At 51.6% G+C, this 26,131-nt stretch carries 23 protein-coding genes; 3 read left to right on the plus strand and 20 right to left on the minus strand.

The features are described from left to right. Positions 1-49: 49 nt before the first annotated feature. Complete coding sequence (locus KNO72_RS08970) at positions 50-1,897, minus strand: sensor domain-containing phosphodiesterase (protein ID WP_214757902.1); 1,848 nt, start codon at positions 1,895-1,897, stop codon at positions 50-52. A 281-nt stretch (positions 1,898-2,178) separates the two neighbouring features. Between KNO72_RS08970 and KNO72_RS08975 the strand changes: the two genes are divergently transcribed. Beyond that, positions 2,179-3,951: an SH3 domain-containing protein gene (locus KNO72_RS08975; protein ID WP_214687431.1), complete on the plus strand. Its 1,773-nt coding sequence runs from the start codon at positions 2,179-2,181 to the stop codon at positions 3,949-3,951. Positions 3,952-4,063: 112 nt separating this feature from the next. Beyond that, positions 4,064-6,760 (plus strand): EAL domain-containing protein, encoded by a 2,697-nt coding sequence (locus KNO72_RS08980; protein ID WP_214757904.1) that lies wholly within the window; start codon positions 4,064-4,066, stop codon positions 6,758-6,760. 90 nt (positions 6,761-6,850) lie between these two features. Here KNO72_RS08980 and KNO72_RS08985 read toward each other — a convergent pair whose 3' ends face one another. The 3 genes from KNO72_RS08985 to KNO72_RS08995 form a co-directional block, all read right to left on the minus strand. Beyond that, on the minus strand, positions 6,851-7,138 hold the full coding sequence (locus KNO72_RS08985; RefSeq protein ID WP_214757906.1) for a hypothetical protein: 288 nt from the start codon (positions 7,136-7,138) through the stop codon (positions 6,851-6,853). Positions 7,139-7,383: 245 nt separating this feature from the next. Further along, positions 7,384-8,112, minus strand: coding sequence for a DUF3784 domain-containing protein (locus tag KNO72_RS08990; RefSeq protein WP_214757908.1), 729 nt, complete (start codon positions 8,110-8,112; stop codon positions 7,384-7,386). A gap of 97 nt (positions 8,113-8,209) precedes the next feature. Beyond that, positions 8,210-9,451, minus strand: a complete 1,242-nt coding sequence (locus KNO72_RS08995) for a UDP-glucose dehydrogenase family protein (RefSeq protein ID WP_214730280.1) — start codon at positions 9,449-9,451, stop codon at positions 8,210-8,212. A gap of 104 nt (positions 9,452-9,555) precedes the next feature. Here KNO72_RS08995 and KNO72_RS09000 point away from each other — a divergent pair, with 104 nt between their 5' ends. Beyond that, on the plus strand, positions 9,556-9,816 hold the full coding sequence (locus tag KNO72_RS09000; RefSeq protein WP_214687439.1) for a hypothetical protein: 261 nt from the start codon (positions 9,556-9,558) through the stop codon (positions 9,814-9,816). Between the two features lie 145 nt (positions 9,817-9,961). Here KNO72_RS09000 and KNO72_RS09005 read toward each other — a convergent pair whose 3' ends face one another. From KNO72_RS09005 to KNO72_RS09080, 16 genes are all read right to left on the minus strand, one after another. Beyond that, positions 9,962-10,378, minus strand: coding sequence for a GNAT family N-acetyltransferase (locus KNO72_RS09005; protein WP_214757910.1), 417 nt, complete (start codon positions 10,376-10,378; stop codon positions 9,962-9,964). Continuing rightward, positions 10,378-11,316 (minus strand): glycoside hydrolase family protein, encoded by a 939-nt coding sequence (locus KNO72_RS09010; protein ID WP_214757912.1) that lies wholly within the window; start codon positions 11,314-11,316, stop codon positions 10,378-10,380. Before KNO72_RS09010 ends, KNO72_RS09005 begins: the two co-directional genes overlap by 1 nt. Beyond that, positions 11,313-12,287, minus strand: coding sequence for a glycoside hydrolase family protein (locus KNO72_RS09015; RefSeq protein ID WP_214730277.1), 975 nt, complete (start codon positions 12,285-12,287; stop codon positions 11,313-11,315). The genes KNO72_RS09010 and KNO72_RS09015 overlap by 4 nt, the downstream gene beginning before the upstream one ends. A 39-nt stretch (positions 12,288-12,326) precedes the next feature. Next, complete coding sequence (locus tag KNO72_RS09020; protein ID WP_214757914.1) at positions 12,327-13,025, minus strand: WbqC family protein; 699 nt, start codon at positions 13,023-13,025, stop codon at positions 12,327-12,329. 14 nt (positions 13,026-13,039) lie between these two features. Then, positions 13,040-14,020, minus strand: coding sequence for a glycosyltransferase (locus KNO72_RS09025; RefSeq protein WP_214757916.1), 981 nt, complete (start codon positions 14,018-14,020; stop codon positions 13,040-13,042). Positions 14,021-14,062: 42 nt separating this feature from the next. Further along, positions 14,063-15,115: a dTDP-glucose 4,6-dehydratase gene (rfbB, locus tag KNO72_RS09030; RefSeq protein ID WP_214757918.1), complete on the minus strand. Its 1,053-nt coding sequence runs from the start codon at positions 15,113-15,115 to the stop codon at positions 14,063-14,065. After that, positions 15,021-15,992: a glucose-1-phosphate thymidylyltransferase RfbA gene (rfbA, locus tag KNO72_RS09035; protein ID WP_078147556.1), complete on the minus strand. Its 972-nt coding sequence runs from the start codon at positions 15,990-15,992 to the stop codon at positions 15,021-15,023. Before rfbA ends, rfbB begins: the two co-directional genes overlap by 95 nt. Further along, a complete protein-coding gene (locus tag KNO72_RS09040; protein ID WP_214757920.1) occupies positions 15,989-17,110 on the minus strand; it encodes a DegT/DnrJ/EryC1/StrS family aminotransferase in 1,122 nt (373 codons plus the stop codon). Before KNO72_RS09040 ends, rfbA begins: the two co-directional genes overlap by 4 nt. A 26-nt stretch (positions 17,111-17,136) precedes the next feature. Further along, entirely contained in the window at positions 17,137-18,114 is a 978-nt protein-coding gene (locus tag KNO72_RS09045; protein WP_214685928.1) for a glycosyltransferase family 2 protein, read from the minus strand. Positions 18,115-18,128: 14 nt separating this feature from the next. Further along, a complete protein-coding gene (locus tag KNO72_RS09050; protein WP_214685930.1) occupies positions 18,129-19,241 on the minus strand; it encodes a polysaccharide biosynthesis C-terminal domain-containing protein in 1,113 nt (370 codons plus the stop codon). Beyond that, positions 19,205-20,461, minus strand: coding sequence for an ATP-grasp domain-containing protein (locus tag KNO72_RS09055; RefSeq protein ID WP_251026420.1), 1,257 nt, complete (start codon positions 20,459-20,461; stop codon positions 19,205-19,207). Before KNO72_RS09055 ends, KNO72_RS09050 begins: the two co-directional genes overlap by 37 nt. After that, complete coding sequence (locus KNO72_RS09060) at positions 20,370-21,605, minus strand: glycosyltransferase family 4 protein (RefSeq protein ID WP_251026421.1); 1,236 nt, start codon at positions 21,603-21,605, stop codon at positions 20,370-20,372. The genes KNO72_RS09055 and KNO72_RS09060 overlap by 92 nt, the downstream gene beginning before the upstream one ends. A 5-nt stretch (positions 21,606-21,610) precedes the next feature. After that, positions 21,611-22,654 (minus strand): polysaccharide biosynthesis protein, encoded by a 1,044-nt coding sequence (locus KNO72_RS09065; protein ID WP_047794890.1) that lies wholly within the window; start codon positions 22,652-22,654, stop codon positions 21,611-21,613. Between the two features lie 106 nt (positions 22,655-22,760). Further along, on the minus strand, positions 22,761-23,399 hold the full coding sequence (locus KNO72_RS09070) for a sugar transferase (RefSeq protein ID WP_214757922.1): 639 nt from the start codon (positions 23,397-23,399) through the stop codon (positions 22,761-22,763). Between the two features lie 3 nt (positions 23,400-23,402). Continuing rightward, positions 23,403-24,554, minus strand: a complete 1,152-nt coding sequence (gene wecB / locus KNO72_RS09075; RefSeq protein WP_078147563.1) for a non-hydrolyzing UDP-N-acetylglucosamine 2-epimerase — start codon at positions 24,552-24,554, stop codon at positions 23,403-23,405. Between the two features lie 11 nt (positions 24,555-24,565). Next, positions 24,566-26,128: an oligosaccharide flippase family protein gene (locus KNO72_RS09080; protein WP_214685935.1), complete on the minus strand. Its 1,563-nt coding sequence runs from the start codon at positions 26,126-26,128 to the stop codon at positions 24,566-24,568. Positions 26,129-26,131: the final 3 nt, after the last annotated feature.

Genomic DNA, 26,131 nt, shown 5'->3' on the forward strand with positions numbered 1-26,131 from the left:
GTAAGTTATAAGAGTAAACGATATTGATATACAATTCTAAAAGGGACGCTCAGGCGTCCCTTGTCTGTGTCGTATAGTCAGCAATCCATGCTTCCAGTTCTTCGAGCGGCAATGGTCTAGAGAAGTAATACCCTTGCATCTCGTCACAGCCGAGTTCGCGTAACGCGTTCCACTGTTCAAGCGTCTCGACGCCTTCGCACACCGTCTTCAAATTCAAACCACGTGCCAGATCGACAATCGATTCGACGATGACGTTTCCGGTCGGGTCATTCTCGGTCACTTGAATGAACTGGCGATCGATTTTGATCTCATGAATCGGATAGTGCTTCAAGTAGACGAACGCCGAGAACCCGGTCCCGAAGTCGTCGATCGAGATGGAAAAACCTTCTTCACGGAATGCGACGAAACGATCGATGACGTGTTGCTGGTTCTCCATCCCGACGCTCTCCGTGATTTCTAAGGTCAAATAACTCGTACTGACCCCTTCTTCTCGTGCGATTTGGGCAAACTTTTCGACGACCCCTTCGGATAAGAAGTGACGCGCCGATAAATTGAGGGCGAGTTCGTACCGGTCTCCCCGTTCATGCCAACGTTTGAGCTGGCGACAGGCCGTCACGAACGCCCATTCCTCTAAGTCGATGATGATACCCGTTGATTCGGCAAGCGGAATGAAGTCGAGCGGCGGCACAAGACCTCGCTCTGGGTGATTCCAGCGCATCAACCCTTCAAACCCTTTCAGTTTACCTGAGGAAGCATTCACTTTCGGTTGGAAATACAGTTCAAACTGACCTGATATCACACCAGTACGTAAATTCATCTCTAACAAGAGTCTCTCAGATGCTTCTTGCGCCATGGCCTCTTCAAAAAACTTGATGACCCCACGTTTCTCATCTGATTGACCTGCAACGACACGTGTTGTATGAATCATATCCAAAGTAGATCGACTTTCATGTTCAATGGAAATGAATGCGCTCGTCGTCAGTACAACGTCTAATTCATTGACTCGATATGGCGCACGCGTCACTTGCTCGCATAAATGTTCTGCAAACGAACGTATTTTCCTCCGTTCCCCGTAAGGTACCCAAATGACAAATCCCGATTGCGAGGTACGTGCCATCCTAGATTCATCGATTACTGCTCGTAGTCGTTTCGCCATTTCTTTCACGATCAAATTCGATGTTTCGGTTCCAATCGCATCCTCAATAGACCGAAAATCGTCTGCTCGAATATATAAAACTGCTCCTAAAAACCCTCTCGCTTGTTGACGTAATTGATCGACTTCCTCGACAAATGCATATTTGTTCATCAAACCTGTCAGTTCGTCCGTGTAGGCTAACTGATGAATCCGTTCATCCACAAGCTGCCGGTCAAGCCGGAAGTACAGGATGGCAATAAAATCCGCAAGTGTACTCACAATCAACTCCTCAAGATAGTTCCACTCCCGAGGCAGAAACGTCTCGCAACAAATCACACCTGTGGCACGATTGTTTGCATAAATCGGAGCATCTAGCATGGAGTACACACGCTTTCCTTCTACAAAGTACTCTTTGTACAAGTCCTTCACCCATGGATGACTGCGAACATCCTCAAACGAAAGTATTCGCTCTGTTTGAAGCGCATCAAAATAGTCAGGCGCAAGTTCACGCTGGACCGTCAACTTCGGATGATGTGTCCCTGATTCGTGAGAATAAGCGACTTGACATGAAATAGATCGATACGATGTATCAAAATGCCAGATCGAGACTGTATCGACTGCCAACATATCGGCGACAATCTCACACATATACAGAATTGCCTCCTGCACCGTTTCTTCCGTTACAATCGGCATCCGTACGAGCGCGAACAGTTTCTCTTGATGTTTACGATATACTCGGTTTGAAAAGTTGTTCTCGATCATCAGTCTGCTACCTCACCCATTTAAATTTGACCTAATGATAGCACGAATCAACCGATTCAACGGTTTTCAAAATTCAACAGAAAGTCAATACTTCCTTCTTTTTTCAAGTGATGAAACAGGGATTTATTCCCACTTCTAAATTATTGACCTTCTTTTTAAGAAAGAGACGCGAATTGACCTTTTGTCCCATTGCTTGCCTATTTCTTTGCACCGTACAATGAACTTGTATTGTTTCAATTGTTAAATTGTTTCGTTCTCACTCTTTGAAAGGATGTGACGCTATGAATCCAAAGTCTGGTCTCACCTATTCATTCGCGGCACTCGCAGCGGTCAGCGTGCTTGCCCACGCAGACGAAGCAGCAGCGGCGAGCACACATACGGTGCGTTCGGGTGATACGTTATGGTCGATCAGTCGGTCCTATGATGTGTCCGTTGCGACGATTAAATCGTTGAACGGTCTCTCTTCCGATCACATTCGCATCGGTCAAAAACTAAAGCTCACAGGCAGTCCCTCTGCTGCGACAGGTGGTTCCTCGTTAACCACGGCGAGTACGAACCGCGTCACGACGACACACGCATTGAACATGCGGGTCGCCGGGGGAACGTGGCATCGTGTCCTCTTGACGATTCCAAAAGGTACGGCGCTCACACCGATCCAATCAAACGGTTCATGGACGAAAGTCAGTTACGGCGGACAGACCGGTTGGGTGCATAACGATTATTTGCAAAAGGCATCTATGTCGAGCAGTACCGACAAACCAACAACGGTCACACCGAGCTCGACTACAGCTCAAACGAAAGCCAACTTGAATCTGCGTTCGTCGAAGTCGACGAAGACGACCGTATTGCTCACGATTCCAAAAGGCAAAACCGTGACCGTCTTATCTGTCGAAGGGTCATGGTCGAAAGTGAAGTATGGGTCGAAAACAGGATATGTCGCCAATACATATTTAACAACATCAGGAGTGGCGACACCGACAACACCGAGTACAGAACAAACCATGAACCAATCATTCGTCACGACCGCGAACTTGAACGTTCGGCAAGGTGCGGGCATCGGTTACGCCCTCGTCACGACCATCCCGAACGGCACCGTCGTCAAGGCGACGAAGCAGTCCGGTAGCTGGTACTATGTCACATATAACGGGAAGTCGGGATACGTGAGTGCCGGCTATTTGAAAGAGACGTCCACGACACCGAGTGACCCGGCTCCGAACGAAGGCGATGCCGGTGCTGGTAATGCGGCTGTCGATTATATCGTCAACACACCGTCCTTGAACGTACGTTCGAGCGCATCGACGAGCGCGACCATCATCGGGAGTGTCAAAGCAGGACAGACGTTGCGCGTCGTCCAGTCGTCAAAAGGCTGGCTTCAAATCTATTACGGGAATACGGTAGGATTTGTCGCCTCGGCTTATGTGAAAACCATCCCGAAAGGTTCGGCAGACGGCCCGTCTTGGGTTGAAGGTTCTTATGATTCGAATTCATATTATACGTACTATCCAACATCGATTCGGTCACAGGCGAACGAGTCGAGTAGCACGGTCGGCTCGACACTTCGGGGAGAACTCTTGAACGTAATCGGGGAGACATCGACCCACTATCGTCTCGCATCAGGATTCGTCGCAAAATCAGCCGTCGCTGAAATCAAAGGGCAAAGTGCCCAAGCTACTAGGCTTTCGACCATCGATGTGGCAAAACGCTTCGTCGGCACACCGTACGTATGGGCATCATCAAGCCCGGCAAATGGTGGATTCGATTGCTCAGGACTCATCTATTATGTATTCAATCAATCCGGCGTCAGCATCCCACGGACAAACGTGGCTAATTATTGGGGTGGTGCTTATTTCGGACCTCAATTGCCCAAGTCATTCGTCCCGCAAGCCGGTGACCTCGTCTTCTTCGAAAACACATATACCGCCGGGCCATCGCACATGGGTATCATGATCAATTCCGATACGTTCATCCATGCCGGTTCATCTGGATTAGGATACAACCAAATCAGTAAAGAACCGTATTGGCAGTCACGCTTAATCGGTTATAAGCGACCGTGACTTTGGTCACGCCAAAAAACCCGACAAAAGTCGGGTTTTTCTTTCGTATTGCAGGATTTTTATCGCTTGACCCGAATTCGGAAGTATGATGAAGGAAAAAAGGAGGTGCCGGATGGGCCAACCCCGTTTTGCAAAAATTCCATACCGTACCTACACGATGGCGCTCGCGATTGCTTGTCTCATCGGTGTCCTGTTGTTTGGACTTGGCACGAGTTTTTATTGGCATGAAAAACAAGAAGCCATCGACCAGACGATTACGAATTTGAATCAAGCGGCAAACCTAGCTGGTGTCGAAGCATACGTCTCTCTTTTCGAAGCGGCGACCCGGTATGAGGAGCAGTCGAATCCGACGACATCCTTCCTCTCCACACCGTACAAAGAACGGGCACTCCAATACAATGAGCGTTTATTGAACGACTTTGAGGACGGTGTGAACGAACGGGAACGGGAGACGCTCCAGACGTTCTCAAATGAGTTGAATCAAATTCTCGAGGCTGAACAATTCGAGGCGGTCCCAACCGATGTCATCAGTTCCATCAATCGACGCTGGCTATATCAAGCACTCGAGCAAACGAATCAATCGAATGCGGCATACGAACTGACTGATGCCATCATGCGAATGCAATCGATTCTTATGCGGAATCGTGAAGCCCTCTTCCGTAACCCGATTGATGCGGGTCAACTCACAAACACCGTGGATCTGATTGTCGGCGAAGCAAAACTTGTTCAAACCATCATTGAATCGAATGAGACACTGCAGTCGAAAGCGGTCATCGACGTGGCGGAAAGCGGACAGTCCTTTGCGAATATGGCGAATCGCGAGGCGTCTCTAGAAGCTCGTTACGTCAATTCAACGAATGTCTACGAGGACGCCTATGGTGCCCTTCGTTCCATCCGTTCGAGTTCTGAGACGATGCTTCAAGAAGAAAGTAAGCATTATCAAGTCTTAGCCACCACTTCATTCGTGGTGACGTTGCTGTTATCGCTCGGACTCCTATTTCTGCTCTACTATACACGCAATCGCTACAATCACGATTTGGCGCATCTCAAAGCACGCGCACTCGCCATCGACCCTAGCCTAGAACCTGTCGAAGCGATGTTTCCGAAAACACATGATTTCCGAGGGATCGAGGACGAGTTACGCGAGATTGCCACGAGTGTCCATTCGACCGTTCACGAACTAGAGAATCGTTCACAAGACCTCGTGCGTTACCATGAGCGCTGGTCGTCTCTCTTCTCTGAGACGGGACTCGCCATCGCCCTCATGGATGACTCGTATAACCTGATTGAGCGCAACGAGATGTTCCGGCAGTTTTTCGGTGATCGGAACTTATATGAGATCAACCAATTGTTCACCGAGACGGGTCGCCGCTTGTTCGAGCAAGCGCTCGAAGGTGTGACTGAACATGGGACGAGTGCGCAGTTCATCATTCATCTGAAAGGGGAACATCTCCGTTATCTGAATGTGAAACTGACGCCGCTCAAGCGTGAGGAAAAGTTGACGTATTACCTCATCGTCGAAGATGAGACGGACCGGGTCGAACGGGAACGGAAGGTCGACCGTCTCGTCCGTTTCGACTTGGCGACCAACCTCTATAATGAATATGGCTTTGTTCGCAAGTGGGAAAAGCAAGAGATTGACGGTGCATTTATCCTTATCCGGATTCATGACTATCATCATCTCGTTGATTGGTACGACCCTGCGTATGCTGATTTGCTCATGATTGAGTTTGCGCGAGCCGTCGAGTCCCGTCTTTCGAAATATGCCCAACATCTCTTCGGTCGATACCGAGACGACACGTTCATGCTGTATGTTAAAGGCTTCTCGTACGAGGATGAGCACGAGCTGTTGGAGCTCTTCCCGACTGAAGTGACAATCAACCATAAACGCCAAAACGTACATATTCAAATCGGGGCGACCGAAACGGAAGGGGCATACAACGACTGTCTGTTCAAGGCGATGAAGGCGTTACAGCACGCCAAAGAGACACGTACCCCTTCGGTTTGGTATGACTCGGAAATTTTAGCCCAGATGCAACTCGCCGCACTGATTGAACAAGCGCTCCCGGATGCCATCCGAAAAGGAGAATTGACGGTCGCGTATCAACCGCAAGTCGAATTGAAAACAGGTCGCGTCGTTGGCGCGGAAGTGCTCGCTCGCTGGACACATCCTGACATCGGAGTCATCCCACCGAACGAGTTCATTCGCATCGCGGAACGTTCCGATCAAATCTTATGGCTCTCACACAATATTCTCGATCAGACGATTGCCCAGCTCGTCGCATGGCAAGGGACTTCATTTGAAGACATCTCCTTGTCGTTCAACTTGTCGGCCCATTCGGTCGACCCTTCCATCGTGGCGAAGCTTCGGGATTCGATTGAGGTATACCCGTGGCTACCTGACCGATTGAAGATTGAATTGACCGAGTCCTCTGACATCATGTCGTATGCGAGTGAACTCGAACGATTAGAAGATATCGCTGACCTCGGCTATTGCCTATCAATCGACGACTTCGGGACCGGATACGCCTCATTCGAAGCGATTTGGCACCTACCGATTCAAGAAGTGAAAATTGACCGGATGTATGTGAGTGGAAAGGCGAAAGAAAGTACGTCCTTCTTACGTGCCGTCTCTCGCTTTGCGAACGAGCAACAACTAACCGCTCTCGCAGAAGGGATTGAGACCGAAAGCGACCTGTCACGCATGCTTCGTGAAGGGGTCGAACTCGGACAGGGCTTCTACTTCTCACCCGCCCTGGACGCAGCCTCATTCGAATCATGGGTCAACACAAAGGGACACTCGCTTTGAGTGTCCCAGCTTGTTGACTAACATGAATCTTATCGCTCGCCTGTCCGGCGCCCACGCTTTCCTCAGGCAATCCCGGAGCCGCATCGCGACCTAGGTCGCTGCTGGGTCTCCGTCGGATTGCTTTCCTGTAGGAGTCGGGGCGCCGTCGGGCAAGCAACGAAAACGGTCGTCATCTGGCGGCCGTTTGTCTTTTTCTGAGACCACGACGGCCGAAGAAAAAGCTCGATACTTACTTCGAATCGATGTATCAGGGGAAAGGGAAGGTAAACGCCGAGCCCGCCCGTCATCAATCCCGAGATCATCCGTCTCTTCCCGCCGTTCAACATCCGTTCTGTTCGTCAGACCGTGAAGGATGGATCGTGTCGACTTGTTGATCATCAGATCCGCCCCTCTGTGTTCTTCTCACACCATTATATGGGATGAAGGACAAAAAGTGACCAAGAACGGGCAGGCGAGACTCCTGAGGGAATAGCAAGCAAAGGGAGACCCAGCAGTGACGCAGTCGCGATGCGGCTCCCTGCTTGCCCCTAGGAAAGCGAGCCGTGTCCGGGTTGGGCATATAAAAGACATTAGACCTATACTTTGTCTACAGTCTGGGACACTCGCATTGAGTGGCCCTTTTTTCAGCGTGAACGAATGTCCTCATATAACTGTCTCGTTTCTTTAACCGAAGACTGATTGAGATAGATTGTTTTGTCTGACCAATCGAGTCGGATCACCGGCTCGACATCACGGTCGATAAAGAGGAGCACATCCTCCCCTGCTTCCGTCCGAAAATGTCCGGTCAGACGTGTTCCCGTATCTGCTCCGTTCGTTCGACGCGCGATATCCGGCAATGTCGTCCATGTCACGTCTTCCACTTCATCAAACGGGACCTCACGACCATAACTGCCTTCAATCACGATTGCTTCATCCGTCACGATCACTTCAGTCGGTTGACTGAACCAAAATAGGAGCGCCGGCACACCGACGAGTAAGACGACAGAGACGATGATGATCGGAATGAGACGTTTTTTCCCATCTGGCCTCAAGCGCCCCGCTCCATCGTAGATGTTACCGTCATAGCGCTGCATCCGCCAAAGGATCCCGACAATGAATACCATCAGGGCGAGAAAGAACGGTTCGAGTGGAACGTTCCAACCAGACAGTTCGATGAGCGCAATGATGAGAAAAAGTGCACTAATCCCGTAACACATCCAGGCAATCAGTCGCGCCACTTTTTTGATGTCGACCCGCTCCTGTTTCTCTTTCGACATTGTATTGTATCCAGAGATCAAGTGATACCAACCGAGCCTGTCAACCGCGAAGCCTAACGCGATGACGATTCCTGCTGCTAGAATGAGAATCCACATATGCCTCGCCTCCTCTCCTTTCTATACGTCATGACTGCTACAAAAGATTCACGTCTCGCAAAAACAGGACCGCCTATATGAGCGGTCCTGAACAGTTTTAGTTTGAAGTCGGTGTGTTCGACGGACGTTGCATCCGTCCGATTCCTTCGTATGACACATCGCCCGGATCGCGTGCGAACTTCCATGCGTTTCGTGCATCGATCAATCGACGCTGGCGCATGCCGTTGAAAGCATCCGGTGCCAAGTTCACAATCTCATCCCATTCTGTGACGAGAATGGCATAATCGGCTCCCTTCAGCGCCTCTTCAACCGTCGTCGCTTGTGGATAGTCCCACGTCGCAATCGGATCATACCCGATGACGTCTACGTTACGGGCCACCATGTGGTGAGCGAGTAGAATTGATGGGGCATCTCGCATATCGTCTGTTCCTGGTTTGAATGCCAAACCAAGGATAGCCACGCGCATGTTCGGTTCAACGTTCAATTTTGAGAGCACGTACTCGATTTGCGTCTCATTCACTTTCGTCGCCGCCCGGATGACACGTAGATCGATCTCGTTTTCACTCGCGACGTGTAGGAGTGCGTTCATGTCTTTCGGGAAGCACGAACCTCCGTACCCGATGCCCGCGTTCAAGAACGAACGCCCAATTCGCGGATCGAGTCCCATCCCGTCCGCAATCGTCGAAATGTCAGCGCCAGCTTGATCGGCTAGACGCGACAAGTCGTTCATGAAGCTAATTTTCGTGGCCAAAAAGGCGTTCGAGGCGTATTTGATGAGTTCTGCATTGATCGGTGTCGTACAGATGAGCGGAACGCCAAGGCGTCCGTAGATTCCTGCCAAGTCTTCTGCAACTTCGAGATTTACACACCCGATGACGACACGGTGTGGTTTCATGACATCTGCGAGCGCGCGTCCTTCTTGTAAAAATTCCGGTACGATCGCAAACGTATGAGAGGGATACATGATGTTCAGTAAGTCTGTCGTGCCGGGCGGGACCGAGCTACGAATGACGATTTTATGCTTCGTGTTTAGTTCCGACAAGACTGCTTCGATATAAGATAAGTCACAGCTTCCATCCGACTTGCTCGGTGTCCCGACCGCAAGAATCAAATAGTCGACCTGCTCCGTATCCGCGATTCGGCTTGTCAGGGTGATCTGGTCGGCGTGCTCTTGCAACACCTCTGCCATGCCTGGTTCATGGAATGGCGGGTGTCCACTCATGAGAAGACGTAGCTTCTCTTCGTCCGCTTCAACCCCGATGACGTGATGACCGGCTTTTGCCAAACCACAAAGTGTAGCCAATCCAACGTATCCTAAACCAATAATTCCAAATTTCACATCAGTTCCTCCTTCAATCATCTTTTATAAGCGTACCGAAACACGCCGAAGAAGTGAAGCTTCTAACACTCTCTCGATGTTCTTTGCTATAATGAGTCAAAATGATGGGTGAAAGGACAAACCGCATGGGCTTAATCGCTTTCTTCTTAGTGACATTATTCGTTTATTTTTGGCTTCCGGTCCGGGGGGGACTGAAAACCTTTTTGCTAGTCTTGATCATGGTGAGCGGATGGCTCTCCATTTTTGAACTCGTCTCGATTCTCGAAGCCCGTCCATGGGTCATCGCGCCAATCCTGATCATCGTTGGATCGATGATTTGGAAAGTACAACGCGACCGGAAACGAGAGCTCAAGAAAAGTGTTTGACCTCGGTCAGGCGCTTTTTCTTTTTGTCGTATTCGATAAAGCTTATCAGTTTCCTGCATTCATCAAAAAATCCTCGTACGATGGACGAGGATCAGCTTCGGTTTGTATTTAACTTTCTTATTCTAAAATACGAGAGAGATGCGTTTCATAATACACTCTCCATGACGAGCACATCATCGATTCGGTCGAGCTCGCTGAAGCCGTGTCGCATGTAGAAGGCAATCGCCCGTTCGTTCGTTGTCTCGACGTGCAAGTGAATTTTCCTTTTGTTCGTCTCGATTGCTTCTTCGCATAACGCTTCCAATAAGGCGTGCCCACTACCGGACGGCGCTTTCGGCAACACGCAAATATGGCTGATGAAGACGATGTCCGTATCCATGTATGCTGCGATTAGCCCGACGAGACACCCGTCATTCCAAATTTCATATGACGTCGCCCGTTCGTAGAGCTTCAAAGCGTATGGCTCTAGCGCCACCCGCTCCGACAGCTTGGTCGGGAACAGGTGATCACACGCCTCAAGATGCGCCACATAGTCAGAGACCGTCCCTTGATCGCGAGTCATCATACGTCCTCCAAAATTGCGACACCAAATCCATGTCGCCCAAACTCGTTCCCGTTATAGAGAAGATAGTGCCGACCTCCCCACTCGAAGACATGCGGATAACACTCCATGTCCGCGTCCCACCCGTCGGAACTTCGCTCGAATCCGAGCGCCGCATCATCCCGCGTCCAGTCCAACAGATTTTCCGAATAGGCGTAACCTAATCGATATCCGCGAAACGGGTCGGTTCGAAAGCCGAAGGTGTCCCGAAAACAGAAAATCATATGGTAACGTCCGTCCGCTTCGAACACGGTCGGAAGCGCTTGACTCTCGTCCGCGATCACATCCGAAACGATTCTTCCGTGACGCTTGAACGTCTGTCCATCTTCTGATGTGGCGAGCGCAATCTTATACGTTCGTTCCTGGACGCCATCCGGCCCCTCTTTCCATGTCGTCCCGTAAATGTAATACATATAGTATTGTTCCCGTGTGACGACAAAAGGGTCGCCGACGAGAAACGGTTCCTCGATGCTCGCCGATAATACGGGCCCGTCTCCGAGTCGTTCGAACGTCTCTCCCTCGTCCCGACTGACAGAGAGGCCAATCCCCGTTTCGACAGCTACCGAGTCACGACGGCTCCAGCCACTCGTATAGCCATAAAGCCCATCACGCGTCCGCGTGACGTGAAATGGGAAGATCCCGTGTTCGTCGAACGTCCCCCGTTTTCCAAGGGGGATGATCTCATCTGTGGACACGTCGATGATGTTGAAATCACGTGTCATATCCACGTATCGGACGTGGCTCTTGAACATGTCACCGTCCGGTTCGCGGGTCGAGAAATAGATGCGCACAAAATCCTCGAAGACGAGCGCCTGAGGGGATTGGGCGAACGAGGAGTACTCCCCGAAAAATCCGTACGGCGCCGGGTCGAAGATGTGTCCGAGTTTCTTCCACTTCATCTCGCTCCCTCCTTGCGCTCCGCGATGCCGAATCCTTCTCGTCCGACTTCATTCCCCAAGTAAAGTAAATATCGTTTCCCGTTCAACGTGAACGTATGGGGGTAGGCGACCATCTCGTCATCGAATCCTGATTCTGTCCGCGAGAACTTCATCACGTCATCGTCACGCGTCCAATGGAGGAAGTCCGGAGAAGAGGCATATCCGATTCGATACGTCCGCTCGGGATTTTTCCGATAATCGGTCGCGTCGCGGTAACAGAAAAACATATGATAGCGTCCATCCTCATAAAAGACGTCTGGACTAGCCTGCGCCTCATTCGGAAGTACGCTTTCAATCAAATCGCGTCCCGCTTTCACCCACGTGACCCCGTCCTTCGACGTGGCCAGCCGAATCTTATACACCGGTTCCGGACGTTCGCCATCCATGATCCACTCTCGTCCGGCGATATAGAACAACACCCACGTGTCCTGAAAACGCCGAATCTTCGGTCCGCTCAAGATGAAGGGTTCGTCGAGCGTATACGATAGGATCGGTCCTGGACCGACGCGCTCGAACGTACGTCCGCCGTCTCGACTGATGGCTTTTCCGATATTCACATTAAATGGAACGGACACCGTACGCGTCCAGCCCCCGTAATAGGCATGTACCTCATCCCCGACCTCAATCGCCGAAAACGGATAGACACCAAACTCGTCGAACGTCCCACGTGCACCGAGCTCCAATATCGGTCGTTCACTCACCCGAAGAATCGAGAAATCTTCTTTTGCGACATCCACATACCCGCTGTGACTGACGTATCGTCCATCAATCGGCTTCGGTCGACAGCTGAAGTAGATCCGCAAATAGGTATCGCGTTCCAACACACAAGGTCCTTGTGCGAACGCATCCATCCAGTCGAGTGATGCGTCTCGCTGAGGGCTGAAGAATAGACGTCGATTGGTCCATTCAAATGATGTGTTCAACGTGTTCATCCCCTTTCCTCTAATCGTTGCGTCCTCTATCTCGTCCGATTAGACGAGCGTATAGGCGTGGAGCAATTCACGCACTTTCGTCTTCGAATTGAACATCAAGACATCGATAATGGACAAGTTGGGCGTGAACGGATGACCAAATTGAGCATATTCCACCGCATCCATCTGGATAAAATCAAGCGGCACCCCGGATTCCGCAAACCGCTGTTTGTCATAAAGTTCCTGCCCGCCGATCGCATTGATATAATGCGAGGTACGCAAGTGATGACAAATCTCGAGCACCAGTTGTTCACACTTCAGCGACTTGTCGTAGTCGAGCGAGGAGGCGACCAATAACTCCGTATCCATCTCGAGATAGTCACGCACTTCCGTCAATAACGTTTCTAGATAAGTGGCGACATTGCGTTCCTCATTTTGAATGATTCGTTCCACCATCGGCATGACGTCGGCATAACTTGGTGCGCGTTGATATGCATGGTGTAATAAGCGCAGTTGATAGCTCTCATGAACTGGATCGAGAATCCGCTCATGCTCACGAATCGTACGATGTTGTGTCATATGATCGATTTTCAGATGGATCGGTTTGATATGTCCCTCGACCAAAATGCGGTTTCGATGAATCCATCCTCGTTTCGCAAATTGCACATGGTCCAAGATGACGAACTGGTCCACCGCGTTCATCAATTGAATATAACCGAGGTATGGGAAGTAGTAAGGCTGCATGATCCCTAATTTCATTTGAGCCGCCTCCCTTAGCCCAGCTGGAACGAGCGCATGCGAATCAACCACTCCATCAAGTGCGGATGTCGTACCATCAAGTAGGGACGTAGCCGCTCTCTCCCGACGAAACGCTCCACATATCGATCATACCGGGGTGACTTCAGCGCTTGAAAATCTCGTCGGAGCCGATGCAAGCCGACTTCGAACGATAAGCGAGAGATTTCGATTTCTTGATGAAATCTGCCATCCGTATAGGAATCGAACGCATCCATCATTCGGATGAATGCCTCCATCCGCTCAATATCGCGCTCCCTGTTTCGTTGACGCCACTTGGTGGTGACCGACCCGGACACACCGAATCGATATACGCTCATCACCTCAGGCATGTAGTAGGCGTAACCTTGGCTTGCGACGTGCAGTTTGAGCGCGCCGTCGAAGGCGGGCGTATCGCCGATCCAATCTAACAGATCGTCTGTCAGTCCATTCCGGTACAGCATGGACATCGTCGGAATGAAGCCGAGTAGCTGTAACTCCCCGGCATGATAGGTCCGCGGCTCCGTCGAGGCATACTTTCTGTTTTCAGGCATCCACGGGATGACGCGCCATCCGGTATGGAGTGTGTCGTCCGTTTCGACATACGCATCATGAAAACAGAGCGTACAGTCCGGATGGGCTTCCATATAGTCGACTTGTTTCTGCAACTTGTGTGGGTCGGTCCAGTAGTCGTCCCCGTCACAAAGGGCGATGTACTTGCCACGCGCCCTCTCTTCGTTTAACAGATTCACCATGACCCCTTGAGAATATTGGTTTTCCGTTTGATAGATGACCCGAATCCGGTCCGGATGCTGTTCTTCATATTCGCGCAAGATGTCCGCCGTCCGATCCGTTGAGGCATCCTCATGAATCAGGATCTCGAAATCAAAATCCGTTTCCTGCATCAAGAATCCTTCAATCGTTTTGGCGATGTACGGTTCGTGGTTATACGTGATGCAGTCGATGCTGACCATCACCATGTCGATCCCCTCCTTTCCCCGGGATGATAGAACGACTCAGACTTAGGAAGAATAGATGTCTTGATAATAAGTTTTATACGCTCCCGAGACGATGCGCTCGACCCATTCCGGATGTGACCGGTACCATTCGATTGTCTCTTCGATTCCTTGTTCAAAACTGTAGCGTGGCACCCACCCGAGTTCGTCTTGCATTTTCTTCGCGTCAATGGCATAACGACGGTCATGGCCAGGGCGATCCGTCACGAATTGGATGCGGTCATCAGGTAAGTCAAACGCTCGTAAAATCGTTCGGACGAGCTCCAGGTTCGTCTTCTCGTTATGTCCGCCGATGTTATAAACTTCTCCGACCTGCCCCTTTTGTCGAACGAGATCGATGGCTTCACAGTGGTCTTTCACATGTAACCAATCCCGGATATGTCCTCCGTCCCCATATACTGGGAGTAGTTGATCGGTCATACAATGGTGCACCATGAGCGGAATCAGTTTCTCGGGGAATTGATACGGACCGTAATTGTTGCTGCAACGGGTGATCTTGATCGGTAAGCCGTACGTCTCATGATAGGAACGAACGAGCAAATCAGACCCGGCCTTCGAGGCGGAATAAGGACTGTTCGGGGCGAGGGGGGTCTCTTCAGTAAAGAATCCCGTCTCCCCGAGCGACCCGTATACCTCATCCGTCGAGACATGGACGAAACAGACGTCATCTCGGTATTCTCGACTGTTTTTATCGTCCGGATCCCGTTTCCAATGCCGCATGGCCGCGTCGAGCAACACTTGTGTACCCAGGATATTCGTCGAGAGGAACAACTCCGGCTCAAGGATACTTCGGTCGACATGCGATTCCGCCGCAAAATGCACGACTTCGTCAATCTCAAAGAGAGAGAACAGTTCGTCAATCGCCGGACGGTTGCGGATGTCTACTTTCCGAAACACGTAGAGCGGGTCGTGCTCGAACGCTTGGACGTTCTCTAAATTGCCGGCATAGGTCAACGCGTCGACGTTAAGGATGCGTGACGTTGGATGTTTGTCCCGAAAGTGTTTTATGAAATTTGAACCGATGAACCCGGCTCCGCCAGTCACTAGGATTGTATGCATGGGTCTGTTCTCCCTCCTCTAGAAGCGATATCAAATACTGTCCGTAATCGGTCATCTTGAGCGTCTGACCGATGTCGACCAATTGCTCTCGTGTGATGAACCCACGACGCCATGCAATCTCCTCCAGACATGCGATGTAATAACCTTGCCGTTCCTGTACTGTCTGTACGAAAATGGAAGCTTTAATCATCCCTTCAGGTGTCCCGGTATCGAGCCATGCCATCCCGCGACCGAACAAGACGACGTTCAACTCGCCTCGTTCCAAATACATTTGATTGATCGACGTGATCTCGAGCTCGCCGCGTGGCGACGGCTTCACTTGTTTCGCAAACTCGACGACTTGATTGTCATAAAAGTAAAGCCCCGGTACCGCATAATTGGATTTCGGGACCGCCGGCTTCTCTTCGATGGACAAGACGCGTCGATCCGCATCGAACTCGACGACACCGAATGCCCGTGGGTCCTTGACCGGATATCCGAACACCGTCGCGCCTGACTGTCGCTCTTTCGCATCCTGTAAAAAGCGCGTCAAGTTCGGCCCATAGAAGACGTTATCCCCTAAGATGAGGCAAACGGAGTCGTCCCCGATGAACGATTCTCCTAGAATGAAGGCATCCGCGAGACCGACCGGACGCTCTTGTACTTGGTACGTAATCGAGATTCCAAGTTGATGCCCGTCACCGAACAGTCGCTCATACCCGGAGATGTCTTTCGGGGTCGAGATCAATAAAATCTCCTTGATGCCGGCGAGCATCAGCACCGACATCGGATAATAGATGAGGGGCTTGTCATAGATCGGCAACAGCTGTTTCGAGACTGCTTTCGTCATCGGGTAGAGACGCGTCCCGTTCCCACCCGCTAGAATGATTCCTTTCATCGTTCATTCCCTCCTTCAAGGATTACGTCACAAATGCGGTCGATCATCTCCATTGTCATGTCCGGATAGAGCGGTAACGTGATCACCCGATCCGAGACGTACGTGGCGTTCGGTACGGATGCGTCGAATGCGTAGCAGGAAAAATCGGTCACGAGTGGATAAAAGTACTTCCGGGCGAGAATCCCATGCTGCGCTAAGGATGCCATCATGTCATCGCGTGCCGCTCTCCCTTTCTTGACGAGAACTGGATAGTACGCATAGTTGGACTCCGTCCGTTCATCCCGAAGGTTCAAGCGTAGAAATGAAGCGTCCGCTAAACGGGTGTCGTATCGCTCGACCAAACGTTTTCGCTTTTCAATGTCGGCATCGATCCGTGGGAGGTTGCACCGTCCCATCGCCGCCTGAAACTCGTTCATCTTGGCGTTGCCCCCGACCGATTCGACGGATTCTGGTCCGGTAATCCCAAAGTTGACGGCTTGATGAATCGCTTCGACGTAACGGGCATCCCGGAACGTGAGCGCACCACCCTCAATCGTGTGAAACACTTTTGTCGCATGAAAGCTGAACATCGTCAGGTCGCCGAACGTCGAGACGTCGCGCCCGTCTTGCCGGACACCGAACGCGTGCGCCGCATCGTAGAGGACATGAAGTCCATGGCGTTTTGCGAGTTGTTCGATCGCCTCCACGTCACATACGTTCCCATACACATGAACAGGTAGGATAGCCGTCGTCCATTCCGTGATCAACGCCTCGATTTTGTTGACGTCAATCGTGTAGTTTATCGGGTTGATGTCACAAAAGACAGGAGTGATCTGTTTTCGGATGAGCGCATGCGTCGTCGAGGCGAACGTGAATGGTGTCGTGATGACCTCACCCGTTAACCCGAGCACATCAATCGCCGTCTCGAGGGCCAGGTGACCGTTCGTCAATAAGGAGACGTGCGGGACGTTTAGACGCTGCTCTAACTCTTCTTCTAACGCTCGCACATGCTCGCCACGGTTGCTCAAGTGACGCGATTCCCAAAGGGGACGAATCATCTCGACATACGTATCAAAGTCCGGCATACTCGGTCGCGTGACGGGAATGACGGCATCTGTTTCTATATTTGAACCACTCATGGTGAAATCACCCCTTTTCCTTTCGTTCAAGCGAATGCCCGATTTCGTATTTTAATCAGCCACTCCGTTAAATGTGGCTGCTTGATCATCAAGTAAGGTCGGATTCGATCGATTCCGACGAATCGATCGAGATACGCGTCATATCGAGTAGAACGTAACGCATCATACTCCCCCTTCAATCGGTGGAGCCCCACTTCAAAGGAAATCCGGGACAACTCCAGCTCCTGATGGTATTTCCCATCGGTATAGGCATCAAATAAGTTGATGAAACGAATGAACTCCTCATGTCGCTTCACGTCACGTTCGACATTCCCCTCGTTCCAAATGGTCGTCGCCGACCCTTCGACTTCGTAGCGATAGACACTCATCACTTCCGGCATGTAGTAGGCGTATCCCCTGCTCGTGATATACAAGCGAATCGATGCATCTCGCGCCGGCGTCTCTTCGAGCCATCGCGGGGCGTCACGGAAATCGTTCACATACAACATGGACATCGTCGGAACGAACCCGAGTAACTGTAATTCTCCGGCATCATACGTCCGGGGCACGGATGAAGCGAGCTTTCGATTTTCCGGCATCCATGGAATGACGTGCCAATTCGTGTGGAGCTTCCCACCTGTCTCGACGTACGCATCGTGGAAACAAAGCGTACAGTCCGGATGGGCTTCCATATAGTCGACTTGTTTTTGCAATTTGTACGGGTCGGTCCAGTAATCATCGCCCTCACAAACCGCGATATATTTGCCGCGTGCCCGCTCCTCGTTCAACCGACCGATGAACACGCCTTTTGAATAGTGATTCTCCGTCTGATAGATGACGTTGAATTTTTCAGGATATTTCTGAACGTATTCCCGGATGATGTCTGCCGTCCGATCCGTCGAGGCGTCATCATGGATCAGAATCTCGACCTCGAAGTTCGTGCGCTGTGACAAAAAGCCTTCAATCGCCTGAGCGATGTACTTCTCGTGATTGTATGTGATGCAGTTGATGCTCACCATGACCATGATGAATCCCTCCTTTATGAGACTTCCGCGTCTTGTGCGACAGTGGCTCGATAGGTGTCCGGTTGACTCGCGTCGAACGGCTCGTTCACCCACATCACCGTCACTAAATCTTTCACGCCCGTGTTTTCGATATGATGGACGTAACCTGGCGGAATCTCGATGACTTCAAGCTGTTCTTCACTAACATGGAACGAGATGATTTGATCTTGGTCCATCAACCGGAGCCGAATCACGCCTTCACCGCTGACGACGATGAATTGTTCATGTTTCGACTCATGCCAGTGCTCCCCTTTTGTGATTCCGGGTTTGGCCACGTTGACGGAGACTTGACCACGGTCAGGCGTCTTGAACAGTTCTGTGAACGATCCCCTCACGTCTTGATGCATCAAGAGAGGCGTGACCATCCGTTCTTTCGGCAAGTAACTTAAGTACGTGCTGTACAGCTTTTTCGTAAAAGGATCCGATACATCCGGTACCCCTCTAGCCATTCGGACCGCTTCGAACGATTCAATCATTCGGGCAAGGTCGAATAATGTGATCTGGTGTGTCGGGACGTCTGAATCAGTGCTTTCTGTTTTATGCAGCGCCCCTACAAACGAGGCGACGACGTCATCGACATGGGCGAGCGTCAACACATGATTGGGATGCGTGACCGTGACGTCCTCTCCTCGTGCAATCTGATAACAAAACGTCGTAACCGCACTGTTATAGAATGGTCTCCCCCATTTGCCGAACAGGTTCGGGAGCCGATATATGTGAACCGGTGCCCCGCTCCGTTGACCGTACAGCCGCAAAATGTCCTCCGCTTCTCGTTTACTGTTTCCGTAAGGATTGTCTTGAGTCGCTTGAATCGACGAGGCAAAAAAGACGGGGACCGGATTATAGGACAGCAATTCGGTGGCGATCGCCTCGGTCAAGTCGACGTTTCCCGTCGTGAATTCTTCGACTCGTTCGGGACGGTTCACTCCGGCCACATGATAGACGGCGTCCGCTCGACGCAGATAGCTGCTTCGTTCCATGAATGAGGTCGAACGGGTGATCGGGAGGACGAGATGCCCAGCCCGCTCCAAGGCGTGAACGAGGTGTCTGCCTAAAAAACCGTTCGCACCGGTGACGACGATGTCCATGATTCTCCCTCCGTTTCTTCGGTTGACTTGATGTGTAAGGTCAGCCATCGCCCGGGATGTTCGACGAGTCGAAGCATCGTCTCGACGTCTTCAAACTCCAGAATCAAACTACCGAGCGCTTGATTTGCCCCTTCGAAGCGAGGGACCACATCTCCGACGTTGTAATAGATGTTCGCTTGTCGAATCGTATATGCGTCCTCATCGAAATGGACACCCATGAACTGCCCCGTTTCTTGACTGCTGACGATGAAATAAGCGGACGGTACGGTGACCGGTTTCATCTCGAGCGTCACCGGCATCCCGAGTGCGACATCAATCGTCGCCTGAACCAAGTCGACGCCTGTCGCTTGTTCGATGATTTGTGGGATGTAATTCCCTCCGTTCCGTGGACCAATATCCATCAGATAGACGTCTTCTCCTTTGACGAAGACGTCGAAGTTGAACGCTCCTTGCTTGAAGCCGACTTCAGTCAACATACGTTGCAACGTCTGATGGACTCGCTCAAGCACGTGAGGCGGATGCACACTCGGAAAACTCGCACTGATCGGGGCGAACGGGTTGACTCCGTTCACGTTAAAGTGTCCGTTTCCGAAACAGCGAAACACTAACTCCCCGTTGACGACAAATCCATCACCTGCTAATTGATAGCCGTCTCGCGTAATGAACTCCTCCACGACCACTTCCTGATTGAATGACATCGTAAATGCCACTCGGAGATGGTGGCGAAGCTGCGCAATCCCCTTCCCACGACTCCATTTGTTGACCCCTTTACTCCCGGAGGCGTCGGCCGGTTTGATGATGTAATCACCTGTTCGCTCCCGTAACGTCTCGACCGCCGTTTCCACGTCGGTGAACGCAAAGGTTTTCGGGACGGCAAATCCATGTCGCTGTAGGAATGTCCGAAACTTCGCTTTATTCGTCAACGTTTCGACCGTTTCAAGTGAGTTCGTCACTAACCCGAGCGCTTCTCCAACATAGGCGGCCGTTCGCGCCGCCGGGTCGGACGCATAGGCGACAATCCCATCGATGCCTTCTTCTCTCGCGATGGCGAGGACTGCCTCCCGATCAAGGGTGCTCGTACAGTAATAGCGATCGGCCACGAGGCGACCTGGATTATCCGGTAGATAGTCACAGAGGACGGTGGATATCCCTTGTTGTTTCGCTTTTTGGATGATGGGAACTTGATGCATCGCTCCCCCGAGCAACAGCAGCTTCAGCATGGTGAGAATCTCCTTTGCGATAAAGTGGTTGGAGTAAATCGACATAGACGGCAGCCGTGTTGGCGTTCAATCTTGGCGTCACGAGTTCTTTCGATTGCTGTCCGTGGGTTGTCAATCGTTCGGGATGGTCGAGATAGTGTTTCAGTTCGGTCACGAGCGATGCCACGGTCGGTTCGCACTTGTAACAATTGATTCCTTCGTGAAGATGACGCGCGACGTTGTTGACGTCATGGCTGACGACGATTCCCATCCCCGACGCGCAGGCTTCAATGATGCTGATGTTCCCATTCGAATAAGTCGCCGGTAACACGAGAATATCTGAACTCCGGTAAACGAGATTCAATCCGTCCCACGACTCGATTTCGTCAAGGAACGTGACATCCTTCAACTGCTCGTCTTCGATATATCGTCGACATGCATCCGCGAGGTGTCCGTCGCGATTGAGCGACATGGAAAGATTCGGATATTCTTCTTTCAAGATTCGATACGCTTCTAAGGCGACGAGCGGTTGATAACGTTCAACTAAGCGATTGGCAAACAACAGATGAATCGAGTCGTTTGGTCCTTTCTGACGTAACGGGTGCGACATGTGCGTCTCGATATCGATCGGATAGGGTGCCGAGACGACTTGTTCGGAAGGAAAGCCGAGTTCCTTGATAAATTGATCACGTGCGACGTTCCCCATTCCAAAAATCAAATCGGTCCGCTTGAACAATCGATGAATCCGCGTCGTCTTGTGCAAGCCGTTCTCTCTTGTCAATAACGTCGATTCGCCGCTCGTCTCGCCCCGTACGTTTCGAATCGGTTCACTCATGACGACGACGCGCACCCCGAACAGTTTGACGATTTGTAAGAGCAGGGCATGGAACGGGGTGAAGCCGGCTAGTAGCAAGATATGCGGTCGAAATCGGATGAGTTGGAGAAAGACGTCGAACGAGAGATAGTTCGTCTTTTTCGAGAAATACGATCCTCTCAAGACGCGACAGCGTTTACCTAGTGGGATAATCCACCAGTCAGGTCGCTGATCGGTGATTTGTTTATAAAACCAAAACTCGGTATCAACGTGCTTTTGAAGCACGTCAGCGAATTTTACTTGATACGGGGAAGCGATGTTGGATAAGAAGACGAGTCGTTGTCTGGTCATCACGCTCACCCGATTCGTTTCGCGGAAGCGGGAATTGTCCATTTCGCGAGTTCTTCCTGGATGTAAGGTAATGTCAACAAGAGTTCCTTCACTTCCTCCACATCGAGCTGTCTCGTATTGTTCGAGTTGTACTCCCCTTGAGCCGTCAGTTCCTGGCTGCCTTCACTGAAGTACTTCTCGTAGTTCAAGTCTCGATTGTCGGCCGGGACGCGGAAGAATCCACCCATGTCTTCGGAGACGACTTTCTCTTCCCGGGTCATCAACGTCTCGAACGCTTTCTCGCCGTGGCGGGTCCCGATGACTTTGATGGGAAGATCGACCCCGAACAGTTGCTTCACCGCTTCGGCGAGTACACCAATCGTCGAGGCAGGTGATTTTTGGACCATGATGTCACCGGCATGCGCATGATGGAATGCGAAGACGACGAGCTCGACCGCATCGGCCAGGCTCATCAAGAAACGCGTCATGAGCGGATCGGTCACGGTGAGCGGTTCCCCTCTTTTAATCTGTTCCACGAATAATGGGATGACCGACCCACGCGAGGCCATCACGTTCCCGTAACGGGTCCCGCAGATGAGCGTCCGGTCTGGTCCGACCGCACGGGCCTTGGCGACGAAGACTTTTTCCATCATCGCTTTGGAGATCCCCATCGCATTGATCGGGTAGGCCGCCTTATCCGTCGAGAGACAGATGACCTTCTCCACACCCGCTTCGACGGCGGCATTCAAAACATTTTCCGTACCGAGAATATTCGTCTTCACCGCCTCGATCGGGAAAAACTCACACGAGGGAACTTGCTTCAGTGCCGCCGCATGGAAGACGTAATCGACGCCGTACATGGCATTTTTGACGCTGTTCGGGTCCCTTACATCACCAATGTAGAATTTTAACTTGTCATGATGATAGCGGTTGCGAATGTCTTCTTGTTTCTTCTCATCCCGTGAAAAGATGCGAATCTCTTTGATGTTCGTATCGAGGAATCGCTCCATCACGGCATTGCCGAACGATCCCGTCCCACCCGTGATGAGCAATGTTTTGTTGGAAAACATAAGAAGGCTCCTTTCGTAGATGTCTAGTCTCAGATGTAGGAAGAGCGGTATGTCATCATTTACCCGGTTGGTCTCACTTAAATTGGTAACTTAATGGAAACCGTTATCATTTTTTCGCAACATGCATCATCTTCTTTTCTTCAGACAACGGGCTCGGTGGGGGTGCCCCTTCCACGATTCCTTCCCGGAGCAAGACGTTCCGAACGGTCAAGGCGATACAGCGCAGGTCGAACCAAAAGCTCATCTGGCGCACGTACTCCCCGTCAAGTTTCGCCTTCACCTCAATCGGAAGCTCATCTCGACCCTTCACCTGTGCCCACCCGGTCAGCCCCGGTAGCGCTTCTGTCGCGCCCACTTGTCGACGGGCCTCGACCAAGTCATCTTGATTCCACAGTGCGGGTCTCGGTCCGACGATGGCCATCTCGCCTTTTAAAATGTTGACGAGCTGTGGCAATTCATCGAGACTCGTCTTGCGAAGAAACGCCCCGACGCGCGTGATGTGTTTCGTGGAGTCGTTAAACAGATGTGTCGGGACATCGTTCGGGGTGTCCTGATGCATCGTCCGGAACTTATACATCCAAAAGCGTGTCTCCCGTAACCCGATGCGCTTTTGTTTGAAGAAAACGGGACCCGGCGAATCGATTTTGATCAAGAGGGCGATGAGGAGCAGGAACGGTGCGAGAAGAAGGAGCGCCACTCCGCTGAGCGTCCCGTCGAAGATTCGTTTGAACGTCATATAGTCCATGGCTCACACCTCTTTCTTCTCGGTCGACACCGTGTGCTGTTTCCACACCTCTCGCATCACATAGTCCGTGTAGGACAACAAGATGCGCAGCACCTTATCAGAGACGTTCGGCATGGCGTAATCGCTCACGAGTCGCATCGAGCCATCCGTCTCTTCTAAGATTCGAAGCGCCTGCAGCACTCGCTCCCGCTTCAATCCGACCATCATCGCCGCCCCTTCCTCCATCGCCTCCGGACGTTCATGCGCTTGGCGGATATTCAATCCTTTGATTCCAAGAATCGAACTCTCTTCACTAATCGTGCCGCTGTCCGACAACACGGCCTTCGCATGGAGTTGCAGGTGGACGTAGTCACTGAAGCCGAGCGGTTTGAGGGTACGAATGTTCGGATGGAGACGCACCCCGCTCTCACGAATACGTTTTGCCGTCCGGGGGTGGGTGCTGACGATGAGTGGAAGCTGGTACGTGGTCGCGACCGCATTGAGCGTGTCGACGAGATCGAAGAAGTTCTCGTCATCACTGATGTTTTCATCGCGATGGGCCGATACGACGAAATAGGCATCTCGCTCCAAGTCGAGCTGCTCGAGCACGTCTGACCGCTCGATCTTATCCCGTTGACGGTGGAGTACCTCGTACATCGGGCTCCCCGTCTTGATGATGCGGTCCGCCGGTAACCCTTCACGAAGTAGATACTCGCGTGCGATATCGCTATAGGTCAGGTTGATGTCGGCGATATGGTCGACGATGCGACGATTCGTTTCCTCCGGGACCCGTTCGTCAAAACAACGATTCCCCGCCTCCATGTGAAAGATGGGGATGTGGTGGCGTTTTGCGGCGATGGCTGCGAGACAGCTGTTCGTGTCCCCGAGTAACAAGACCGCGTCCGGACGAACAGATGCGAGCACGGGATCGATGGTGATGAGGATATTCCCAATCGTCGCCATCGGACCATCCGCCGAGGCGTCTAACACATAATCCGGTGTCCGGAGTCCGAAGTCTTCAAAGAAAATCTCATTCAATTCATAGTCATAGTTTTGTCCCGTATGAACGAGCACATGATCGATTGCCTCGGAGGCTTCGAGACGTGCCATCACGGCGGACAATCGAATGATTTCGGGTCTGGTCCCAACAATCGTCATAACCTTGAGTCGTTTCATCTTGTTCCCTCCTAGGATGTGTGGTGAATGGATAGGATGCGTAGTTTCAATTGAGCGAACACTTGGCGGAACATGGTTTTCTCCGTCTCATCAAATGCGAGTCCCCACATGATTACGGCGTAAATACTGATGAGCACGATTCCCTTCACCCCGAAGCCGAACCAATTCGAGGACGGGAAGAAGAACTGGATCCCCCAGCCGATGAGCGTGTACAGGAGAATACCGGGCAAGAGCTTCAGATGGCACTTGCGGAAAAAGTCGAGGATGTCGAGACCGAGGACCCGATGGTAAATCACGTTCATATAGAAGACGAGTCCGACGATGTTGCCGATACAAATGGCGATGGCCGCACCGATCGGACCAAAGTGTGGAATCAACAGTGGTGAGAGTGTCATACTGATGGCGGCCACGATGAGGGCAGCGAACGCCCGATACTTCACTTTGTTCTCGGCAATGAGTGTCGTATTGCCGATGTCTTGCGTCAACGTGATCACACTCGGTGCAATCAAGAGAAGGGCGATGACGTAGGAGTCGGTGAAGTCTGGTCCGACCCATAGGTGCATGAACTCGCGACCGAGGATGAAAAACGAGGCGAGGATGAGTCCGACGATATACAGTTGAATCCGGCCGATGCGGACGAAGAGGTACCCGATGGCCTCACGATCGTTTCGGGACAACATCCGACTGACCTTCGGAAGGAATAAGTAACCGAGCGAGGCCGCGATGGTCCAGACATACCCTTCGATGACCATCCCGACGGAAAAGAGGGCAATCGAGGCACTGCCTGCTAGAATCCCCAGTAGGCTCGGGGTGATGTTCAACACGAAGCGTTGGGCGACGAGCGTGATCGTGCTCCAGGACGTGAAGCTAAAGATGTCCCGATAAATCCCCTTCTCTCGATTCTGAAAGTTGGCACGGACGAGAGTCTTGCGCCGAATGAAGACGTACTCGATGAGTAAGACGATGGTGCCGACCAACGCATTGACGATGACGAGGGCATACAACCCATAGCCGAGAAGAAGCGCGGTGACCATCAAAGCGACCGTCCCGACCTTCTCAGCGAGATGCAGGGCACTCGAGAAGAGGAATTGTTCATGGGATACGAGAATGCCAGAGAATGGCTTCGTCGGGAACGAGACGACGATGAACAGTCCCGCGATCACATAGAGGACTTTCAACTGTTCGAGCTCGGTCGCCGTCAAACTCGAGTAAATCGAGTCCAAGAAGAAGTAGACGACGGTGAGGATGAGGAAGAGGACGAGCGAGATGGCGATGAACAGTTTATAGGCGATGCCTAAAAATCGTCCTGCCCGCTCGTGGTCCCCCTCCGCCATATACTTGCTCATGAATCGTGAGACGGCCGCATCGAGCCCGAAGTCCATCGCAAACATACTGATGAGCGAGATGGTCAGCATATACAACCCGTAACTCGCCTGCCCGATCTCATGAATCATCCACGGCGTATAGATGAGACCGGATAAGATGCCGAAAAAGATTTGCGTGTAGGACATGACCGCCCCGATCTTGATTTTGCGGTTACTGGCTGCCTCGTCTAGCGTCATGCGTGTCGACATATG

Source organism: Exiguobacterium sp. s123 (genome assembly GCF_018617075.1).
GTDB classification, from domain to species: Bacteria; Bacillota; Bacilli; order Exiguobacteriales; family Exiguobacteriaceae; genus Exiguobacterium; species Exiguobacterium profundum.

What these genes read in the sequence shown, in the direction of transcription:
- KNO72_RS08990 (WP_214757908.1), bottom strand. Translation starts at nt 8,112, where the DNA reads ATGTGGATTCTCATTCTAGCAGCAGGAATCGTCATCGCGTTAGGCTTC.
- KNO72_RS09055 (WP_251026420.1), bottom strand. Translation starts at nt 20,461, where the DNA reads ATGCTGAAGCTGCTGTTGCTCGGGGGAGCGATGCATCAAGTTCCCATC.
- KNO72_RS09050 (WP_214685930.1), bottom strand. Translation starts at nt 19,241, where the DNA reads ATGGACATCGTCGTCACCGGTGCGAACGGTTTTTTAGGCAGACACCTC.
- KNO72_RS09040 (WP_214757920.1), bottom strand. Translation starts at nt 17,110, where the DNA reads ATGAGTGGTTCAAATATAGAAACAGATGCCGTCATTCCCGTCACGCGA.
- KNO72_RS09025 (WP_214757916.1), bottom strand. Translation starts at nt 14,020, where the DNA reads ATGGTGATGGTCAGCATCGACTGCATCACGTATAACCACGAACCGTAC.
- wecB (WP_078147563.1), bottom strand. Translation starts at nt 24,554, where the DNA reads ATGAAACGACTCAAGGTTATGACGATTGTTGGGACCAGACCCGAAATC.
- KNO72_RS08970 (WP_214757902.1), bottom strand. Translation starts at nt 1,897, where the DNA reads ATGATCGAGAACAACTTTTCAAACCGAGTATATCGTAAACATCAAGAG.
- KNO72_RS08975 (WP_214687431.1), top strand. Translation starts at nt 2,179, where the DNA reads ATGAATCCAAAGTCTGGTCTCACCTATTCATTCGCGGCACTCGCAGCG.
- KNO72_RS09020 (WP_214757914.1), bottom strand. Translation starts at nt 13,025, where the DNA reads ATGAAATTAGGGATCATGCAGCCTTACTACTTCCCATACCTCGGTTAT.
- KNO72_RS09000 (WP_214687439.1), top strand. Translation starts at nt 9,556, where the DNA reads ATGGGTGAAAGGACAAACCGCATGGGCTTAATCGCTTTCTTCTTAGTG.
- KNO72_RS09080 (WP_214685935.1), bottom strand. Translation starts at nt 26,128, where the DNA reads ATGTCGACACGCATGACGCTAGACGAGGCAGCCAGTAACCGCAAAATC.
- KNO72_RS09015 (WP_214730277.1), bottom strand. Translation starts at nt 12,287, where the DNA reads ATGAACACGTTGAACACATCATTTGAATGGACCAATCGACGTCTATTC.
- KNO72_RS09005 (WP_214757910.1), bottom strand. Translation starts at nt 10,378, where the DNA reads ATGACTCGCGATCAAGGGACGGTCTCTGACTATGTGGCGCATCTTGAG.
- rfbA (WP_078147556.1), bottom strand. Translation starts at nt 15,992, where the DNA reads ATGAAAGGAATCATTCTAGCGGGTGGGAACGGGACGCGTCTCTACCCG.
- KNO72_RS09065 (WP_047794890.1), bottom strand. Translation starts at nt 22,654, where the DNA reads ATGTTTTCCAACAAAACATTGCTCATCACGGGTGGGACGGGATCGTTC.
- KNO72_RS08985 (WP_214757906.1), bottom strand. Translation starts at nt 7,138, where the DNA reads ATGATCAACAAGTCGACACGATCCATCCTTCACGGTCTGACGAACAGA.
- KNO72_RS09070 (WP_214757922.1), bottom strand. Translation starts at nt 23,399, where the DNA reads ATGGACTATATGACGTTCAAACGAATCTTCGACGGGACGCTCAGCGGA.
- KNO72_RS09060 (WP_251026421.1), bottom strand. Translation starts at nt 21,605, where the DNA reads ATGACCAGACAACGACTCGTCTTCTTATCCAACATCGCTTCCCCGTAT.
- KNO72_RS09010 (WP_214757912.1), bottom strand. Translation starts at nt 11,316, where the DNA reads ATGAAGTGGAAGAAACTCGGACACATCTTCGACCCGGCGCCGTACGGA.
- KNO72_RS08980 (WP_214757904.1), top strand. Translation starts at nt 4,064, where the DNA reads ATGGGCCAACCCCGTTTTGCAAAAATTCCATACCGTACCTACACGATG.
- rfbB (WP_214757918.1), bottom strand. Translation starts at nt 15,115, where the DNA reads ATGCATACAATCCTAGTGACTGGCGGAGCCGGGTTCATCGGTTCAAAT.
- KNO72_RS09045 (WP_214685928.1), bottom strand. Translation starts at nt 18,114, where the DNA reads ATGGTCATGGTGAGCATCAACTGCATCACATACAATCACGAGAAGTAC.